Source organism: Arthrobacter sp. Marseille-P9274, assembly GCF_946892675.1.
In the GTDB taxonomy this organism is placed as follows: Bacteria; Actinomycetota; Actinomycetes; order Actinomycetales; family Micrococcaceae; genus Crystallibacter.
Genome location: NZ_CAMPOV010000003.1, coordinates 171,543 through 189,264 on the forward strand (window position 1 = coordinate 171,543; position 17,722 = coordinate 189,264).

General features: G+C 65.8%; 17 protein-coding genes. 10 read left to right on the top strand and 7 right to left on the bottom strand.

Annotated features, from left to right (window positions below):
* Positions 1-224 precede the first annotated feature (224 nt).
* Positions 225-1,715, top strand: coding sequence for an FAD-dependent tricarballylate dehydrogenase TcuA (gene tcuA, locus OC550_RS18150; RefSeq protein WP_262107339.1), 1,491 nt, complete (start codon positions 225-227; stop codon positions 1,713-1,715).
* A 52-nt stretch (positions 1,716-1,767) separates the two neighbouring features.
* On the top strand, positions 1,768-2,460 hold the full coding sequence (locus OC550_RS18155; RefSeq protein WP_262107340.1) for a GntR family transcriptional regulator: 693 nt from the start codon (positions 1,768-1,770) through the stop codon (positions 2,458-2,460).
* Here the strand turns inward: OC550_RS18155 and OC550_RS18160 are convergent.
* The 7 genes from OC550_RS18160 to OC550_RS18190 all read right to left on the bottom strand — a co-directional run bounded on the left by OC550_RS18160 (position 2,457) and on the right by OC550_RS18190 (position 9,600).
* Positions 2,457-3,518, bottom strand: coding sequence for a ubiquinol-cytochrome c reductase iron-sulfur subunit (locus OC550_RS18160; RefSeq protein ID WP_262107341.1), 1,062 nt, complete (start codon positions 3,516-3,518; stop codon positions 2,457-2,459). The two genes, OC550_RS18155 and OC550_RS18160, sit on opposite strands and share 4 nt — an antisense overlap.
* A 246-nt stretch (positions 3,519-3,764) precedes the next feature.
* On the bottom strand, positions 3,765-4,523 hold the full coding sequence (locus OC550_RS18165) for an SDR family NAD(P)-dependent oxidoreductase (RefSeq protein WP_262107342.1): 759 nt from the start codon (positions 4,521-4,523) through the stop codon (positions 3,765-3,767).
* Positions 4,524-4,707: 184 nt separating this feature from the next.
* Positions 4,708-5,283, bottom strand: coding sequence for a hypothetical protein (locus OC550_RS18170; RefSeq protein ID WP_262107343.1), 576 nt, complete (start codon positions 5,281-5,283; stop codon positions 4,708-4,710).
* A gap of 80 nt (positions 5,284-5,363) precedes the next feature.
* Complete coding sequence (locus OC550_RS18175) at positions 5,364-5,636, bottom strand: alcohol dehydrogenase catalytic domain-containing protein (protein WP_262107344.1); 273 nt, start codon at positions 5,634-5,636, stop codon at positions 5,364-5,366.
* Between the two features lie 38 nt (positions 5,637-5,674).
* The gene (locus OC550_RS18180) at positions 5,675-7,015 is read right to left on the bottom strand and encodes an MFS transporter (RefSeq protein WP_262107345.1); all 1,341 of its coding nucleotides are present in this window, start codon (positions 7,013-7,015) and stop codon (positions 5,675-5,677) included.
* 207 nt (positions 7,016-7,222) lie between these two features.
* The gene (locus OC550_RS18185) at positions 7,223-8,038 is read right to left on the bottom strand and encodes an IclR family transcriptional regulator (protein ID WP_262107346.1); all 816 of its coding nucleotides are present in this window, start codon (positions 8,036-8,038) and stop codon (positions 7,223-7,225) included.
* Between the two features lie 254 nt (positions 8,039-8,292).
* Positions 8,293-9,600 carry an MFS transporter gene (locus OC550_RS18190; protein WP_262107347.1) on the bottom strand — a complete coding sequence of 436 codons (1,308 nt, stop codon included), beginning with the start codon at positions 9,598-9,600 and terminating at the stop codon, positions 8,293-8,295.
* Between the two features lie 347 nt (positions 9,601-9,947).
* On the opposite strand from OC550_RS18190, the gene OC550_RS18195 reads away from it, so the two are divergent.
* The 8 genes from OC550_RS18195 to OC550_RS18230 all read left to right on the top strand — a co-directional run bounded on the left by OC550_RS18195 (position 9,948) and on the right by OC550_RS18230 (position 17,685).
* Entirely contained in the window at positions 9,948-11,348 is a 1,401-nt protein-coding gene (locus OC550_RS18195; RefSeq protein WP_262107348.1) for an LLM class flavin-dependent oxidoreductase, read from the top strand.
* A gap of 39 nt (positions 11,349-11,387) precedes the next feature.
* Positions 11,388-12,689: an NAD(P)/FAD-dependent oxidoreductase gene (locus tag OC550_RS18200; RefSeq protein WP_262107349.1), complete on the top strand. Its 1,302-nt coding sequence runs from the start codon at positions 11,388-11,390 to the stop codon at positions 12,687-12,689.
* Positions 12,686-13,210, top strand: a complete 525-nt coding sequence (locus OC550_RS18205; protein ID WP_262107350.1) for a flavin reductase family protein — start codon at positions 12,686-12,688, stop codon at positions 13,208-13,210. Before OC550_RS18200 ends, OC550_RS18205 begins: the two co-directional genes overlap by 4 nt.
* 17 nt (positions 13,211-13,227) lie before the next feature.
* On the top strand, positions 13,228-13,764 hold the full coding sequence (locus OC550_RS18210) for a flavin reductase family protein (RefSeq protein ID WP_262107351.1): 537 nt from the start codon (positions 13,228-13,230) through the stop codon (positions 13,762-13,764).
* Positions 13,761-14,177 carry an ester cyclase gene (locus OC550_RS18215; protein ID WP_262107352.1) on the top strand — a complete coding sequence of 139 codons (417 nt, stop codon included), beginning with the start codon at positions 13,761-13,763 and terminating at the stop codon, positions 14,175-14,177. The genes OC550_RS18210 and OC550_RS18215 overlap by 4 nt, the downstream gene beginning before the upstream one ends.
* Before the next feature lie 84 nt (positions 14,178-14,261).
* Positions 14,262-15,848, top strand: coding sequence for an aldehyde dehydrogenase (NADP(+)) (locus tag OC550_RS18220; protein WP_262107353.1), 1,587 nt, complete (start codon positions 14,262-14,264; stop codon positions 15,846-15,848).
* A 99-nt stretch (positions 15,849-15,947) separates the two neighbouring features.
* Positions 15,948-16,730 (top strand): 2-keto-4-pentenoate hydratase, encoded by a 783-nt coding sequence (locus OC550_RS18225; protein WP_262107354.1) that lies wholly within the window; start codon positions 15,948-15,950, stop codon positions 16,728-16,730.
* A gap of 100 nt (positions 16,731-16,830) precedes the next feature.
* Positions 16,831-17,685 (top strand): fumarylacetoacetate hydrolase family protein, encoded by an 855-nt coding sequence (locus tag OC550_RS18230; protein ID WP_262107355.1) that lies wholly within the window; start codon positions 16,831-16,833, stop codon positions 17,683-17,685.
* Positions 17,686-17,722 lie beyond the last annotated feature (37 nt).

Genomic DNA, 17,722 nt, shown 5'->3' on the forward strand with positions numbered 1-17,722 from the left:
GGCTCTGGTGGACAAGACGGGCTGCCGGGGAGGCAGCCGCGAAACGGCTCGGACTCTATTCGTCCAAGATGAATACGTTTGTACACAATGAAATACAGTTATACATGGTGAGTTGAGTCACGACAACCGTAATACATCGGCACCGGGGGGCTAACAGCGGGAGACTTCCATTTTCACACTGCACATGATTGTATACATCTGTGTACAGACAGAAGGAGGAGCACATGTCTCAGGAAACTCTTAGTCCCGAAAGCATCGAATCGGTCCAGGTCGTCGTCGTCGGCGGGGGTAACGCCGGCTTTACGGCAGCGCATGCCGCTGCGGTGCGCGGCCGCTCGGTCGTGTTGCTCGAAAAAGCCGAGAAGGACATGGCCGGAGGAAACAGCTTCTACACGGCCGGAGCCACCCGGATCGCACACAATGGCCTTGAAGATCTGGCGGGTCTGGTCGAACCGGACGAACGGCACGCCGTCACCGTTGTTCCGCCGTACTCCGAGGAGGAATACGCAGCCGACCTCGCCAAAGTGACCGAAGGACGCAACGATCCCGAGCTGACCAAGGTCTTGGTTTCCGAGAGCCAGTCCACCTTGCGCTGGCTCAACAGCCTTGGGCTGAAGTACCGCCTGATGTACGAACGGCAGGCGTATGAGCGCCCCGACGGCAGCTACCTCTTCTGGGGCGGGCTGCATGTCGGCAACGTCGGTGGCGGCGAGGGCCTCATCGAGGACCACACCCGCGTAGCCGGCGAACTGGGCATCGATGTCCGCTACGGCCACGCGGCACGGAGCCTGACGATGACCGAAGGCCGGGTTACCGGCGTCGTCGTCGAAACAGCAGAAGGCACGAAGCAGATCCACGCTGAATCCGTCATCATGACCGCGGGCGGGTTCGAGTCGAATCCGCAGTGGCGCCAGGAACACCTCGGTGAAGGCTGGCAGAACGCCAAGGTGCGCGGCACTCCCTGCAACACCGGCGACATGATCTCCGCCGCGCTGCAGGTCGGTGCCGCCAAAGGCGGCGACTGGAACAGTTGCCACAGCGTCCAGTGGGATGCCTTCACAGCCAAGAACGAAAGCAACCGGGAACTGACCAACCGGCTGACCCGCCAAAGCTATCCGCTGGGCATCATCGTCAACACGGAGGGCAAGCGCTTCCTGGACGAAGGCGCGGACTTCCGCAACTACACCTACGCAAAATACGGCAAGGAGATCCTCAAGCAGCCGGGCTCCGTGGCATACCAGATCTTCGACGCCTCGCTGCGTCCGCTGCTCCGGAGCGAAGAGTACGAGATGCCGGGCGTGTCGGAGGTCGTCGCAGACACCCTGGAAGAACTGGCCGCCAAGCTCGGCATTGACGCGGAAAGCCTGGCAAAGACCGTGTCCGACTTCAACAACTCGATAGACCGCAGCATCTCGCTCGATCCCAATGTCAAGGACGGCCGCGCTGCCAACACCGAGCCGGTCAAGAGCAACTGGGCCTCCCCGATCGAAACCGGCCCCTTCTACGCCTACGGTGTCACCTGCGGCATCACGTTCACCTTCGGCGGCGTCAAAGCGGACACGTATGGACGGGTGCTGAACGAAGCCGGCGAGCACATTGAGGGACTGTATGCCGCGGGTGAAATGCTTGGCGGTTTGTTCAGTGCCAATTACCCCGGCGGCTCCGGCCTGGCAGCAGGCTGCGTCTTCGGGCGCCGCGCCGGAAGCTTGGCGTAGAGTTTTGTAGCGATAGGCCGGTAAAGCCGCCAAGCACTCAAGGACGATCATCGTGGCTCAAATAGCGTCAGCAGCACGCGCAGACGGGGAAAGCATCTTCCTCACCCTGCGCAGCGAGATCCTGTCCGGGCTGCATCAGCCCGGCACGGCGATGCGCGAAGTCACCCTCGCCGACCGGTTCGGCGTCTCCCGGACACCCGTCCGGGAGGCGCTCTCCCGGCTTCAGCAGGAGCGGCTGCTGGAGCGGGTTGCGCGGGGTCTTCAGGTTCCCCAGATCGATCCCCAGCAGATCATCCAGATCTACGACATGAGGATCCTGCTGGAGGAAGAGGCCGCCGGGCAGGCAGCTACCGCGCGGCGATTCACCGATCTCATGAGGCTTGAGGCCCTGCTGAACCGTGATCGGGAACTGACCGATCCGGACGACCAGACCCGCATCACCACAAACCTGGAGTTCCACGCCGCCGTCTGGGAGAGCACGCACAACCCCATCCTGCAGGACTTGCTGGAGCGCCTTTCCACCCACCTGATCCATGCTCCCCGGTCAACCCTCTCGGTGTCCGATCGGTGGGCTGATGCCCTCGAGGAACATTCCGCGCTCATCAAGGCCATCGAGGAACAGGACGTCGGCACCGCACGCAAAATCGCACGTGAACACATGGAGACGGCACGCAAGCTACGGCTTCAACTGCTGCGCGAGTCGGCCCTGGAACAGCCAAGCAGGACAGCCGGACGGTCCCGCTAGGGGCGGTCGGATTCCTTGTCCAGCCGATCACGCTCCCAGAAGCTCGGGCCGACAGGTTCATGGAAGTCGCTCCGGGCGACCAGGTAGCCCTCGCTGTTCACGGTGATCGGCAGCTGCGGCAGCGGTCGGGACGCCGGGCCGAAGATAACCTTGCATTGCTGCGTCACGTCGAAGGTCGACTGGTGGCAGGGGCACAGCAGGTGGTGGGTCTGCTGCTCGTAAAGGGCCACAGGGCAGCCGACGTGCGTGCAGATCTTGGAATACGCAACGATGCCGTTGTAGGCCCAGTCCTCCCGGCCGGGACTGGGATGCAGGTCCGCAGGGTTGAGACGCATGAGCAGGACGACGGCCTTGGCCTTTTCTTCCAGCTTGTGCTCGGCTTCGTTCAATCCCTCGGGAATGACGTGGAAGGCCGAGCCGAAGGTCACGTCCGAGGCTTTGATGGGGGTGCCCTCGGGGTCGCGTGCCAGGCGCGTCCCTTCCTTCCACATCGTATGTCCCAGGACGTCAGGGTCGAGGTTCTTGGACAGGTCCCGGAAGATGCCGATGGCCGGCAGGATAGCCAGCACCCCGGCACCGATGAGGGTGTTTCGGATCAGCGGCCGGCGCTTGATGCCCGACTCCGAGATAATCTCGCTGACCATCGTTTCCGCGATCTGGCGATCCTCTTCCGTGCGGACCGCATGCCGCTCTTCGGCGATCTCGTGGTCCGGCATCAGGGTCTTCGCCCAATGCACGATGCCGACGCCGATCCCGAGCATCGCGAAAGCGGTACCCATACCGAGCATGAAGTTCTGCAGACGCAGCGTGGAAATCGCGGTGGAGTCATCCAACGGGATGGCGAAGTATCCGACGAAGAAAAGCAGGGTACCGATCACGGAAATTGCGAAGAGAATTGCTACCTGTCGCTCGGCACGCTTTCCGGCCCGGGGATCCTTGTCGGCAAGGCGCGGGCGGTGGGGAGCTAGTCCAGGATCCTGGAACTTCTCCACTTGGCCCTGGCCAGTCCTAGCAACGGCCTCCGAGATGTTCGGGTCGCCGTGACTATGGTCGCCCATGATCCCTCTCATCCTTCTCTTTATATGACTCTAAGAGCGCGTCTGTGTTATTACAACGGTTTTCCCGGCGGCCCCTGGGCGAGCCGCCGTCGGAAGACCTAGGATGACCGCTGGACCAGCCAGATCGTGAAGGCGATGTGGGCAGGCTGCGAACCGGGAGGCGGATAGGCCTGATCTGGCTACGCCAATAAAGAGACGTGCCCAAGCCGCAGGGAAGGCGGGTGCTTTTGAAGCGGCAACCGACCGTTAAACGGCCGTGTAGCCGCCGTCGACCAGGTAGTAGCCGCCCGTCATGAACGAGGCGTCATCAGACAGAAGGAAGCTCACCAGGTGGGCGACCTCCTCGGCGGTGCCCAGTCGTCCGAGCGCGTGCTTGCCCTCGAGCGCCTTCCGGATTTCTTCGCTGAGGCTGTTCACGACCAGCGGGGTGTTGATGTAGCCCGGGCCGACGGAGTTGATGCGCAGGCCCTCGGGCCCGTACTCCGCCGCCGCGTTCTTGGTCAGACCGACGACGCCGTGCTTCGCCGCGGTGTAGGCGCCGTTGCCCAGGGCGGCGACGGAGCCGTGGATGGAGGCCATGTTCACGATGGCGGAGTTCCTGCCGCCGGCCTTGAGCATCTCCGGGATCTGGTAGCGCATGCCGTAGAGCACGCCGTTGAGGTTGATGTCGATGACCTTGTCCCAGTCCTCCAGGTCCACCTCGCCCGCCGGCGCATTCTTGCCGCCGATGCCGGCGTTGTTGACCGCGTAGTGCAGGGCGCCGTAAGCGTCGACGGCGTGGCGAACCGCCTTCTCCGAATCTTCCTTGCGCGCGGTGTCCTGCTGCACCGCCGAAGCCGTGCCGCCGCCGTCGGCAATCTCCTTCGCCACCCGCTCCGCCGCTTCCAGGTTGATGTCGGTGACGACCACGCTGGCGCCCTTGGCCGCGAGCTCCTTGCTGATCGCCTCGCCGATACCGGAACCGCCGCCGGTCACCAGGGCGACCTTGCCGTCGAACTGTGCCATGTAGATCAGTCCTTTCTGCCGCAGGCCGCAGGGAATCCGCGGCATCCCAAGCCGAGTCAACCAGACGCGTCACCCCATGGGCAGGCGCGCGGCGGAATCAACGGAAGTTTTGCATTGGAACGACGCCGGTGCTGCGGCAGAGCGTTTCGACCCACCGACGTCCCGGTTGCTTCCGTGCCTCGAGTCAGCGGTTGAACTCAATGAGCCGTATGTCCTCGAGTTCGATCTGCACCCGCCCGAGCTTGTTCTCGCCGAAAACCGGGCAGTTCCAGGTGTAGATGGGGTCGGATAGCTCCTGCCCGCTCAGCAGCGTCACCAGACCGTCTGCGCTTGCACTGTCGAGATAGATTGCATCGAACCGGATGGTGCGCACGTCTTCCAGCCTGATCTCCTGGCCGTTCTCGAAGCGCATGCTGCCGGTGGCACACGCCAGACCCACCGTTGAGGCCTTGACCGTGGTGCTCGTCCCGTCCCGCCGCACCAAGTCGGCATCGGCCCGGTCCCACGCGACAGGGTTGGTCCCGTCCCGGTCAGGTGCCGTCTTCGCGTCCTCGGCCCGTCCGCCTTCGTCCCCGCTGGCCGGGTCCTGAGTCGCGCTCAGCTGCTGGCCGTTGTTCCCCCACCCGATCACGCCGTTCTGGACCAGAATGCCCAGAATCCCACCGAGGGCGGTAACGAGGGCCGCTATGGCAGTGATCAGTCCCGGCATTGTGTGCCAGAAGCCCTTATCCGCTTGTTCCCCCTTCGCCGGTTCTTCCATGGCGAATCACTCCCAATCAGGTAGTGGGAACCACCATATTCCCACTGGGATGGCGGTGAGCACTAGTGGGAAGTCACTGCTTACGGGACCAGCAGCGGCTGGCCCTGGACGGCGCGGGACTCCCGCAGCCGGTGGGCCTCTCCCGCGTGGGCAAGCGGGAAGGTTCCGGTTAACCGAACCGGCCAGCCCGCCGACCATGCCGGACGCGGCGGCGATGACGGCGACATCATCTGGTCGCCCGAAGCGAAGTTCGTGACCGCGGAGCCGACGCCGGCGACCACTCCCATTCCTTCGGTCCCGGGGGCGACGGGGTACTCGACGGGATAGACACGCTCGCGCTGGCAAGTCTCCATGAAGTTCACGCAGGACTTCGAGATTTCGGGCCGGCGGACTATTTCGAAGCGCCGCCGGATGCAGCGCTGAGGTCGAGCCCCTTGGTCTCCGGGGCCAGGAAGTGGGACACCACGCCGCCGACGAGGGAAATCGCCGCGGCGAACATCATGGTCGTCGCGACGCCCAGACCCTCCATCGAGACCGGAAGGACGAAGGTACCTACGGCCGCTCCGACCCGCGATGCCGCGGTCGCGAAACCTACGCCGGAACCGCGGATCTCAGTGGGGAAGACCTCTCCGGGGTAGACGGCGGTGAGGGCCGTGGACACGGCATTGAAGAAGGAGAAGGTCAGGAAGCAGAGAATCACCACGGCCGGCGAGGCGCCGGCGAAGAGGGCCACGCCGGCCAGGGCAATCGCCGAGATCCAGAAAGGCGGTACGGCCAGTTTCCGGCGGCCGACGCGCTCGATGAACACGACCGTGAAGATCGAGCCGAGGACCACGATTCCATTGAGGGCCAAGGCGGCGGTGAGCCCGTCCTCGAGGCCGACCTGGGTCAGGACGACCGGGGCAAAGGTGGCGATGGCGAAGTACGGAGTGACGTTGCAGATCCAGAAGACGCAGACGAACGTGGTGCTCTTGATGTGCTTGGCGGAGAAAAGGCTGCCGAAGCCGCCCTGGCGGACCTGCTCTTGCTTGAGGTCGGCCTGCTCTGCCTCGCTCATGTACAGGGCAGCGAGCTCCGCGGCTTCCCTGGTGCGCCCCTTGCTCATGAGCCAGCGCGGGGACTCGGGGATGCTGAGCCGCATCAGGAACACGATGACCGACGGAATGGTGCTCAGGCCCAGGACGATCTGCCAGTCGACGCTGGCGGTGCTGGCGAGCGCGTACCCCAGGGCGTACGACGCCAGGTAGCCGACGTACCAGGCGACTTCCTGCACGGCCATCAGCTTGCCCCTCAGCCTCGCCGGCGCGAACTCGGCGAGCAGCGGCCATCCGATGGCATAGTCCGCGCCGATCGCCATTCCCATGAGGAGCCGGACAAGGAAGAGCGACATGGCGTCACCGACGAAGAACTGTGCGGCCGAGCCGATGACAAAAATCCCCAGCGTACAGATGAACATCGGCCTGCGGCCGACCTTGTCCGCCAGGTAGCCGCCGAGGGGTCCTCCGAAGAAGATGCCGATCAGCGCCGAGGCGCCGATTAGCCCCTGCCAGGCGGCCGATAGTTTCAGTTCATCCGTGATGGCCGGCATCACGACGCCGATGCCGCCAAGGATGAAACCGTCGATGAACATGCCGCCGCCAATCACCAGGCCTAGCTTGGCGAGGAAGCGGCGCTGCTTTGTCTGCTCGGGAGTCAGCCTGACCGGCGGGGCTTTCGTGCTCGTTGAAGTCACGTGGAAAAGTCCTTGTCTTCGGGGAAAATGCGCAAGGTTACGGAGACAGCCTGCGGCAGTCGGGGGTGCTGCGCGGCGCAATGGATACGTTCATAAGCTGAACGTTGCGTTCGAATTTATGACACCCGTCACGACAGGTCAAGTTCCCCACGTCACATTTTCGACGGCGCCTGTCAGGTGCGGCCAGAATCGGCAGCCGGGCTGAAGCTAGGCCAGAGCCTTGGCAATCTCTCCGGCGGCGTGGCCCAATTCATCAATCATGGCCGGGAGCCGGTCTGACTTGAGCCGTTGAGTAGGACCATTGATGGTTAGGATGCCGACGAGGACGCCGGCCGGGTCGCGCACCGGGTAGCCGGCTGCGAGGAGGCCTTCTTCGAGTTCGTCCTCGATGAGCGCGTAGCCCTGCTCCCGGACCTGTTGCAGTTCCTGCAGGAGCGCCTTGCGAGTGGTCAGGGTGCGCGCCGTGAACTTCTCCAGCTTGTCGGGCAACACGGATGCGATTTTGTCATCGCCCAGCTCGGCGAGGATGAGCTTTCCCGTGGCGCTCGCATGCAAGGGGTAAGTGCCGCCGAGGTACTGGTTGGATGTCAGGAAGCGCGAGCCGGAAGCCTCGGCCACGACCTCGTGTTCGGCCTCGCCTCTCACCATGACGAAGGTGAGCGTCTCGTTGAACTTGGCGGCATACTCATCGAGGATGGGCTGGATCCGGGCGACCGCCCCGGCATAGGGGTCGGCCAGCCTGCCCAGGCGGGCTATCTGCCATCCGAGCATGTAGCGGTTGTCCACCCGGTCGACGAAGCCGGTCTGTTCCAGGCTCAGCAGCAGGCGGAAGGCCGTAGGACGGGTGATGCCCACGGCTTGGGCGATTTCGGTGGCGGTGATGCCCTGCCGGTGGCGGCCGAGTTCGCTGAGCAGCACCGTGGCCTTGACGACCGACTTGTTAACCAAGTCCAGGGACTCCGAAGAGGCCGGGGCTTCGCCCTCCGGGGCCGCCTCAGGCGCCGAGCGTCGTCCCGCTGCCATGTCCACTCCCGATCCTCGTCCGGTCCAGGCCACGTCGGGCCAACTGCCGATTGCCCCTCCATCCTAGGCCCTTTCGCTGGACCGGCCCGACGGCACCCTGCGCAGGGCGGTCCGGGCTGCTCGGACAACGATCGGGGCCCTTCCGGCTGGAAAGGCCCCGATCGGGGACAGGAAACACTCGGCTCCCGGCTACGCCTCGCCGTCGGACTTCCCCTCCGGAGAATGGGCTCTGACGCTTTAGAGGCTGATGGCGATCACCCCGCCGCCTTCCCCAGCGGTGCCGACGTTTCGTTCAGGCTCAGGCCCTTGGTTTCGGGAGCCAGGTAGTGGGAGATGACGGCACCAACAACGCAGATGCCCGCGGCAATCAGCATGGTGGCGCCAACACCGAGGCCATTAACCGAGATGGGAAGGATGAAGGTGCCCGCAGCGGCGCCGATGCGGGAGAACGCCGTGGCAAAGCCGACGCCGGCCCCGCGGATTTCGGTGGGGAAGATTTCGCCCGGATAGACCCCGGTCAGCGCGGTGGAAAGCGCGTTGGCGAAGGAGAAGGTAACGAAGCAGACGAGGATGACAAGCGGAGAGACATCCGCGAGCAGCCCGATCGCGACGAGGGCCACGGCGCTGGTCCACATCGGAGGGATGGCCAGCAGGCGGCGGCCGACGCGTTCGATGAGGAACATCGCGGCCACGGCGCCGGCCACGACGACGCCGTTGAGCAGCAGCGCGCCGCTCAGCCCGTCCTCGACGCCCAGGCTCTCGAGCACGATCGGGGCGAAGGTGGCGATGGCGAAGTACGGGGTGACGTTGCAGAACCAGAACATGCAGATGAAGATCGTGGATTTGCGGTACTCGCGGGAGAACAGCCTGCGGAAACTGGTTGGTTGGCGCTTTTCGCTTTCCACGTCCCGGATGTCGCCGTCCTCCATGTATTCGCGGGCAATGGCCATGCCCTCGTCGACCCTCCCCTTGCTGATCAGCCAGCGCGGAGATTCGGGGGTTCCGAGGCGGAGCAGGAAGACGATGAGGGACGGGACCGTGCTCATGCCCAGGATGATGCGCCAGTCCGCGTCGATGGTCGAGGCCATGAAGTAGCCCAGCGCGTAGGAGCCGAGGTAGCCGATGTACCAGGCGACCTCCTGTGCAGCCAGGAGCTTGCCCCTGAGGCGTGCCGGCGAGAACTCGGCGAGCAGGGGCCAGCCGATCGCATAGTCGGCACCGATCGCCATCCCCATCAGCAGGCGAATCACAAACAGGTGCCATGCCTCCGCGACAAAGAACTGGGCGGCGGAGCCGACCAGGAAGATCGCCAGATCGACGACGAACATCGGTTTGCGGCCGACCTTGTCGGCCAGGTATCCGCCGAGCGGCCCGCCGAGGAAGATGCCAATCAGGGCGGAGGCACCGATGAGGCCCTGCCAGGTGAGGGACAGGCCCAGATCCTCGGTCATCGTCGGCATGACCAGTCCGATTCCGCCGAGGATGAAGCCGTCGATGAACATGCCGCCGGAGATTACGGCCGTGAGCTTGTACAGGAACCGCTTCTTTTGCGGGTCCAGCACCGCTTGCAATTCAGGGGCCGCGGCAGGGGCTGGGTTAACAGGTGGATTCACGGTGAACTTCCTAGTGTTCATGCTTTCCAGCAGGATGAAGCGCCGGCGATCTGATGCGCGGCGGGGGTGAGCGAAGATTCGATGCGAGCTCAAGAACGTTCATTTTGTGAACGTGACGCTCAAAAATATGACATCGGCCACATTGAGGTGTCAAGGCTGGGCGGGAAAGATTTTGTGAGCCGATTCACGTATTGACAGTGAGTCACGCAACACCTAAATTGAACGGCATGTTCATTTGTTGAACGTCCACACGAGTTGTCGTGCTATCGGCACCAGTCCAAGGAAGCCCCGCTGCCATGAAAAATGAACCGCTGAGCCTTTTTGCCTTCGACGTCTTCGCCCCGGCCCACCTGACCTCGGGGTCATGGCGGAACGACGGCGACCAGGGCAACCGCTACACCGACCTGCAGTACTGGACAGGCGTCGCGCAAATGCTTGAGGAGGCCGGTTTCGACGGCATCTTCTTCGCCGACAACGTCGGCTACCACGATGTTTTCCGCCGCAACGGCGACGCCGCACTGCGCGACGCGGCACAGTTCCCGATCAACGACCCGACCGTGCTGATCAGCGGCATGGCGGCAGTGACGAAGCACCTCACTTTCGGCGTGACCTGCTCGGCGACCTACGAGCCGCCCTATCTGCTGGCCCGGAAGTTCAGCAGCCTGGACCACCTCACCTCCGGCCGCGTGGGCTGGAACATCGTGACCTCGTATTCGGATGCCGCTGCCCGCAACCTGGGCAAGGAACAGCAGCTCACCCCGCTGGAGCGCTATGACATGGCGGACGAGTACATGGACGTTGTCTACAAGCTCTGGGAAACCTCCTTCGAGGAGGACGCCGTGGTGCGCGACGCCGGCTCGGCCACCTATGTGGACCCCGCCAAGGTGCATCCGATCAACCATTCCGGTGCACACTTCACCGTGCCCGGCTTCCACCTCTGCGAGCCGTCCCCGCAGCGCACCCCGGTGCTGTTCCAGGCCGGCTCGTCCTCCAGGGGCATGGAATTCGGCGGCAAGCACGCGGAAGCGGTCTTCATCCAGAGCACGTCCGTCGAGGGGGCCAAGCGCACGGTGGCCAAGGTCCGCCGGTCCGTCGCCGACGCCGGCCGCGATCCCCGCGATGTCAAGGTGGTCATCCTGCTCACCGTTGTCGTCGCGCGCACCGACGAGGAGGCCCGGGCGAAGTACCAGAAGGCTGTGGAAGACGCGCCGATCGACGGAATCCTGGCACGTTTTAGCGGATGGACGGGCATCGACATGTCCGAGTACGGCCTCGACGCTCCCCTGAGGTCCGTCGGAACGAAAGCCGCCCAGTCGATGGTGGATATGTTCTCCAAGGCCGACCCGGACCGGGACTGGACCCCGCGCCAGATCGCCGAGTTCCTCGCCGTCGGCGGCAGCGGTTCCACGGTCATAGGTTCCCCGGAGACGGTTGCCGCCGAGCTGCGCCGCTGGCGCGACGAGGCCGACGTCGACGGCATCAACCTCAGCTACATCACCAAGCCGGGCAGCTGGGAGGAATTCATCGAACTCGCCCTGCCGGAGCTCCGGGCCCAGGGGATCGTTTCGCCGGCACGGGCACAGGACGAAGCGCCGGTAACCCTGCGCGAAAAGCTCTTCCCCGGCCACAAGTACACGCTGGACAACCACCCGGCCACGACGCACCGCGCCCGGTACCTGACCGGCGTCGGAAACTGACCACCCATGCACGCGACACAGAATCAACGGAGCTACAACATGCCTGAACAGACGGACATCGTCGTCATCGGTGCCGGTCTTGCCGGCCTCATCACCGCCCGCGAGCTCGGAAACCGCGGCCACCAGGTCGTCGTCCTCGAAGCCCGTGACCGTCTCGGCGGCCGCCTGTGGACCGACCACCGGCTGGGCCGGAAGCTGGAGATCGGCGGCAACTGGCTGCACTGGACCCAGCCCCACGTCTGGGCCGAGGTCACCCGCTACGGCCTCGAGGTCTCCCGCGGCCCGCGCTCGGAGGAGACCTACTGGCTGGCCGGCGACGAGGTCCGCCGCGGCAACCTCGACGATTTCATGGGACTGATCGATCCCGGGATGACCCGGCTGCTCGAAGACACCATGAAGTGGCTGCCCCGCCCGGACGCGCCGCTGACCAACGAGAATCTGGCCGAGGCCGACCAGTACAACCTGCAGGAAATGCTGGACAAGCTCGAACTCTCCGAAGACGAGCGCAACGCCAACGAGGCCGCCTGGGTCGGCCACTTCAACGCACCGCTGGACCAGTGCGCCTACGTCAACGCCCTGCGCTGGACCGCCGCGGCCTCCGGCCACTGGCACCTCATGCACGAAGCCTCCGCGATCTACCGCATCAAGGACGGCAACGACACCCTGCCGAAGGCGATCGCCGCCGACACCAGCGCCGACATCCGCCTCAACGCCCAGGTCACCGCCGTCCGCCATGACAGCGAGGGAGCCACCGTCGCGTACAGCAACGGCCGGGAAATCCAGGCCCGGAAGGTCGTCATCACGCTGCCGCAGAACATCCTGCACAAGCTTGATGTCCAGCCCGCCCTGTCCGAGGGCAAGCTCGCGCCCAGCCGGGAAAGGACCGCCTCGCAGGGCGTCAAGGCCTGGATCCGGGTCAAGGGCCCGATCAAACCGTTCTTCGCCTACTCCGCCCAGGACAAGCCGCTGTCAGTGATCCGCACCGAATTCGTCAGCGACACCGACGCCGTGCTGGTCGGCTTCGGTGCCGACTCCAACCGCATCGATGTCACGGACCGCGACCAGGTCCAGGAAGCCATCAAGGTATGGCGCGACGACCTGGAGGTCCTAGAGGTCGCCGGCCACCAGTGGATGGCTGACGGGTACGCCGAAGAGACCTGGCAGATCCAGCGCCCCGGCCAGCTGACCAAGTACCACCGCGACCAGCAGGCCAGCGAAGGCAACCTGCACTTCGCCAGCGGCGACATCGCCAACATCTGGGCCGGTTTCTTCGACGGCGCCATCGAATCCGGCCTCCGCGCCGCCCGCAACATCAACTCAGAGCTCCAGGAGGAATCATGACCGCCACGGCCGTAACCGCCCGCCCCATCGACTCGGACCGCTACCGTGCCGTGATGCGGCACCTGCCTACCGGCGTCGCCGCGATTTGCTCGACGGACCCGCTCAGCGGGGGCCAGAACGGCATGATCGTGGGCACCTTCGCCTCCCTGTCCATGGACCCCGCCCTGGTGACGTTCAGCGTCACGCACACCTCCACGAGCTGGCCCAAGATCGCGCGGGCCGACCGCTTCGGCGTCAGCCTGCTCGCCGAGGGCCAGCAGCAGGTCTGCCGGGCGCTCTCCGCCAAGGGCGAGGACAAGCTGGGCGCCCTCGATTGGTCCGAATCCGACTGGGGCACCCCGCACATCCACGGGTCGCTCGCCTGGTTCGATTGCCGCGTCGAGCAGCAGATCGTTGCCGGCGACCACCTGATCGTCGTCGCCAGCGTGCTGGAGATGACACCCAGTGACGGCACGCCGCTCATCTTCCACGGCGGCCGTTTCGGCAGCTTCCGCGAAAGCGCCCCGGCGCAAGCGGCATAAGCGGAAGAGGAACAGTCATGGATACCAACCTCGTCGCGGACATCATCACCCCCGCGTACTACCGCCAGGTCCTGGGCAAGCTGCCCACCGGCGTCGTGGCCATCACGGGAGTTAACGACGACGACGAAAAGCTTGGCCTCGTCGTCGGCACCTTCCAGTCGCTCTCCCTGGAGCCGCCCCTGGTCACGTTCTGCGTCGATAAGTCCTCCTCCACCTGGCCCAAGCTCCGCAAGCTCCAGAACTTCACAGCGAACATCCTCGCCGATGACCAGGTCGGCATCTGCCGTTCGCTCTCCCGCAAGGGGCCGCGGAAGTTCGAGAACCTGCCCTGCAGCCTCGGCCCCCTCGGCACGCCGCACCTGGACGGGGCAACCGCGTGGATCGACTGCGTGGTCACTGCGGAAGTCGCGGTCGGCGACCACTACATGGTGGTCGGCGCCGTCACCAACATGACCGAAGGCAGCGGCGACGCCCTGCTGTTCAGGGGCGGAAAGTTCGGCCAGTACCAGCCGATCGAGATGCCCGTACCGGAAGAAGCAAGGAGCGCATCATGAGCATCAGGCGGGAAGCCATCCTGCACGCGTGGAACCAGGCCTGGGGCCAGGGCGACACGGCGGCCTTCGAACAGCTCCTCGCCCCCGGCTATGTGCGCCGGTCCAAGTCGGGCAGCGAAGACTACGTGAGCCTGCGCAAAACCATCGAGGCCACGCATGCGGCGTTCCCGGATACGACCACCGAGATCCTGCGCATCCTCGAGGACGGAGACACCGCCGCCATCCACTGGCAGACGCGGGCCACCCACCAGGGCACGTTCATGGACGTGCCGGCCACCGGCCGCAGCATCACCGTCAACGCCGCGTCCTTCCTGCGGTTCGAAGACGGCAAACTCGCCGAGGAGTGGGTCGTCTGGGACCCGCGGGAGCTTCTGTCGGCCCTCGGCATCTGGCACCTGGGCAGCGGGAACTGACCGGCAGCAGCAGCCACCATCCACCGAGGCGGCGGCGGGCAAGGCCCCGCTTCCGCCGGCACTCTCAACGCAGGAGACGCAACGATGACACTAACCGGACATTCCCTGATCGCCGGGGAAGCTGTTGCCGGAACCGAGGGCCGGGCCTTCGGTATCAACCCGTCCACCAACGAACAGCTGGAACCGGCCTACGGCCTGGTCAGCACGGAGCAGCTCAGGGCGGCCACCGCGGCGGCCGCGGATGCCTTCGAACCCTTCAGCAGCCTGGAGCCGGAGCGGCACGCACGTTTCCTGGAAACCATCGCGGACAACATCGAAGCCATCGGTGACGAACTGATCGATCGGGCCTCGGCAGAGACGGGGCTCGGCGCCGAGCGGCTGCGCGGCGAGCGGGCCCGCACCACCGGCCAGCTACGGCTGTTTGCCGACGTCGTACGCCGCGGCGATTTCCGCGGCGTGCGGATCGATCCCGCCCTGCCGGACCGCACGCCGCTGCCCCGCGCGGACATCAGGCTGCGCCAGATCCCGCTGGGACCCGTGGCAGTCTTCGGGGCCAGCAACTTTCCTCTCGCTTTCTCCGTGGCCGGCGGAGACACCGCCTCGGCTTTCGCGGCCGGCTGCCCGGTGATCGTCAAGGCGCACAACGCCCATCCCGGCACCTCGGAACTTGTCGGCCAGGCCATCAGCCGCGCCGTCCGCGACCTCGAACTGCACCCCGGCGTCTTCTCGCTCGTGTACGGGGCCGGCACAAGCATCGGCCAGGAACTGGTCGCCGACCCGGCCATCAAGGCCGTCGGCTTCACCGGTTCCCGCGCGGGCGGCACCGCCCTGATGCGCACCGCAGCCGCCCGCCTCGAACCCATCCCGGTCTACGCCGAGATGTCCTCGATCAATCCGGTCTACGTGCTCCCGGGGGCCGTGCGCGGCGATGCCGACGGCCTGGCCCGCCAGTACGTCGCCTCGGTGACCGGCAGCTCCGGCCAGCTGTGCACCTCGCCCGGACTCCTGTTTGTGCCCGCCGGCGAGGACGGGGACCGCCTGGCGGACGCCGTCGCCCGGGCCCTCACCGGACAGGCCGGCCAGACCATGCTGACCGAGGGAATCGCCTCGTCCTGGCAGCAGGGCTTCAGTTCGGTGGAGTCCGCAGCCGAGGTGGAACTGCTTGCCCGGGGCCAGGCAGGCACCACGGCGAACGCGCCCGCACCGGCGATTTTCAGCTCCGACCTGGATGTCTTCACCGGCAACCGCGTCCTCCACGAGGAGATCTTCGGCGCGGCCAGCCTCATCGTCCGCTACAAGAACGTGGAAGACCTCGCCGAGGCCACGGACCTGCTCGAGGGGCAGCTGACGGCCTCGGTCCAGGCCACCGAGGAGGACTACGCATCGGCCGCCGCCCTGATTCCGGTCCTGGAACGCAAGGTCGGCAGGATCATCATCAACGGGTGGCCCACGGGCGTGGAGGTCGGCCATGCCATGGTCCACGGCGGCCCCTACCCGGCAACTTCGGCCCCGAGCACGACCTCGGTCGGCACGCTGGCCATCCACCGGTTCCTGCGGCCCGTCTCCTACCAGAACTTCCCCCAAGAGCTGCTTCCGGCACCCCTGCAGGACGCCAACCCCTGGCAGGTGAACCGGCTCGTCGACGGCGAAGCCGAGATCCAGCCCCGCTAGCGGCCTGTCCGCAGCCCAAAGCTTCCGGCCCCGGATGGACCTAAACCACCCAACCCTCATCCGGGGCCGGATCTTCACATCTTGAAAGGAACCACACCCATGTCCACCATCACCCTCGAGGACGTCGCCGGCACCCTCCGCACCGCCCGGCAGCAGGGCGAGCCCATCGCCGCACCGACGGAGACCTGGCCCTCCCTGGACGCCGACGCCGCGTTCGCCGTCCAGAAAATCAACATCGACCAGGCCGTCGCCAACGGCGACCGTCTCGTGGGCTACAAGCTCGGGAACATCGCCAAGGTCATGCAGGATGCCTTCGGCCTCGACCAGCCGGACTACGGACACCTGCTGGCCAGCACCTTCGCCTGCGAGGGGACCGCCCTGGAGCGGGGCAGGTTCATCGAGCCGTTCGTGGAACTCGAGCCGGCCTTCGTCCTGCGGCGGCACCTGCGCGGCCCGAACGCTACCGTCGCCGACGTCGTGAATGCCGTCGAATTCGCCATGCCGGCGATCGAAATCATCGACTCCCGGGTCAAGGACTGGGCGATCGGGCTTCCGGACACGCTGGCCGACAACGGATCCACCGGAGCGGTCATTCTCGGCGGAACGCCCCGCCGGGTCACCGACCTGAACCTGCGCGACACCCGCGGCGTCCTGCGGTTCAATGACCGGGAGGTCATCGCCGGATCCACCCGCAATATCCTCGGCAATCCCCTGGCTGCCGTGGCCTGGCTGGTCAACCGCCTGGCCTGCTATGGCGTCGAGTTCCAGCCCGGCCAGGTCATCCTGCCCGGCAGCTGCCTGCAGGCAGTCCCCATGAAGGAAGCCGGCCGCTGGTCGGGAACCTTCGAGGGCTGGGGCACCGTCGAGTTCGACGTCGCCTAAGACCTCCCACAGCCGCGCCGGCATGCCCCGGCCCCGGACGCCGGGGCCGGGGCACGCGTCGGCGGAAAATCCCGTCCGGCAACTCAAACGAAAGTCCCCCATGCGCCTGGCCAACATCTCCGACCGCCTCTCACTGATCACTCCCGCCGGCGAGGTCGTCGACGTCTCGCAGGAAACCGGCGGCCGGTTCAGCCCCCGCATCCAGGACTGCTACGACCGCTGGGACGAACTCCTGGAAGTGGCATCCGCCCTCCACCGGATAACAGGGAAACCCCTCGCCGACGTGCCGGCTGGGGACTTCGGCAATCCCGCACCGCACCCGCGGCAGGTTTTCGCGATCGGGCTGAACTATGCCGACCACGCAGCCGAAGCATCGCTGGCGGTGCCCGAGGACCTCACGGTGTTCACGAAATTCCCCACCTCGCTGGCCGGCCCCTACGGGACCGTCTCCCTGCCGCCGGGAACCGTAGACTGGGAAGTCGAGCTCGTCGCCGTCATCGGGCGGGGCGGTCGGGACATCGCCGCGGGCCAGGCGTGGAGCCGCGTCGCCGGTGTCTCGGTGGGACAGGACCTGTCCGAGCGCACCATGCAGGCGGCCGGGCCTGCGCCACAGTACAGCCTCGCGAAGTCCTTCCCCGGATTCGGACCGGTCGGCCCGCTGCTGGCCAGCCCGGACGAGTTCGAGGATCCGGACAACATCGAACTGGGCTGCGCCATCAACGGCGAACAAGTCCAGAAGGGGAGCACTAAGGACATGGTCTTCCCTGTCCCCGAGATCATCGCGCGGCTGTCCAGGATCACGCCGCTGCTCCCCGGAGACGTCATCTTCACCGGCACGCCTCCCGGAGTGGGCGTCGGCCGCTCTCCCCAGCGTTTCCTCGCGCCGGGGGACGAACTGGTCACTTACATGAGCGGCGTGGGCGAAATGCGCCACCGCATGCAGGCCCGCGGCTAGGCAAGGTCGTTAGCGGTTCCGCCAACCCGAAGAAGGA

Bases quoted from the DNA above. Each gene is read 5' to 3' on its own strand.
- tcuA (WP_262107339.1), top strand. From the start codon at position 225: ATGTCTCAGGAAACTCTTAGTCCCGAAAGCATCGAATCGGTCCAGGTC.
- OC550_RS18160 (WP_262107341.1), bottom strand. From the start codon at position 3,518: ATGGGCGACCATAGTCACGGCGACCCGAACATCTCGGAGGCCGTTGCT.
- OC550_RS18165 (WP_262107342.1), bottom strand. From the start codon at position 4,523: ATGGCACAGTTCGACGGCAAGGTCGCCCTGGTGACCGGCGGCGGTTCC.
- OC550_RS18170 (WP_262107343.1), bottom strand. From the start codon at position 5,283: ATGGAAGAACCGGCGAAGGGGGAACAAGCGGATAAGGGCTTCTGGCAC.
- OC550_RS18175 (WP_262107344.1), bottom strand. From the start codon at position 5,636: ATGGAGACTTGCCAGCGCGAGCGTGTCTATCCCGTCGAGTACCCCGTC.
- OC550_RS18185 (WP_262107346.1), bottom strand. From the start codon at position 8,038: ATGGCAGCGGGACGACGCTCGGCGCCTGAGGCGGCCCCGGAGGGCGAA.
- OC550_RS18195 (WP_262107348.1), top strand. From the start codon at position 9,948: ATGAAAAATGAACCGCTGAGCCTTTTTGCCTTCGACGTCTTCGCCCCG.
- OC550_RS18200 (WP_262107349.1), top strand. From the start codon at position 11,388: ATGCCTGAACAGACGGACATCGTCGTCATCGGTGCCGGTCTTGCCGGC.
- OC550_RS18205 (WP_262107350.1), top strand. From the start codon at position 12,686: ATGACCGCCACGGCCGTAACCGCCCGCCCCATCGACTCGGACCGCTAC.
- OC550_RS18210 (WP_262107351.1), top strand. From the start codon at position 13,228: ATGGATACCAACCTCGTCGCGGACATCATCACCCCCGCGTACTACCGC.
- OC550_RS18215 (WP_262107352.1), top strand. From the start codon at position 13,761: ATGAGCATCAGGCGGGAAGCCATCCTGCACGCGTGGAACCAGGCCTGG.
- OC550_RS18220 (WP_262107353.1), top strand. From the start codon at position 14,262: ATGACACTAACCGGACATTCCCTGATCGCCGGGGAAGCTGTTGCCGGA.
- OC550_RS18225 (WP_262107354.1), top strand. From the start codon at position 15,948: ATGTCCACCATCACCCTCGAGGACGTCGCCGGCACCCTCCGCACCGCC.
- OC550_RS18230 (WP_262107355.1), top strand. From the start codon at position 16,831: ATGCGCCTGGCCAACATCTCCGACCGCCTCTCACTGATCACTCCCGCC.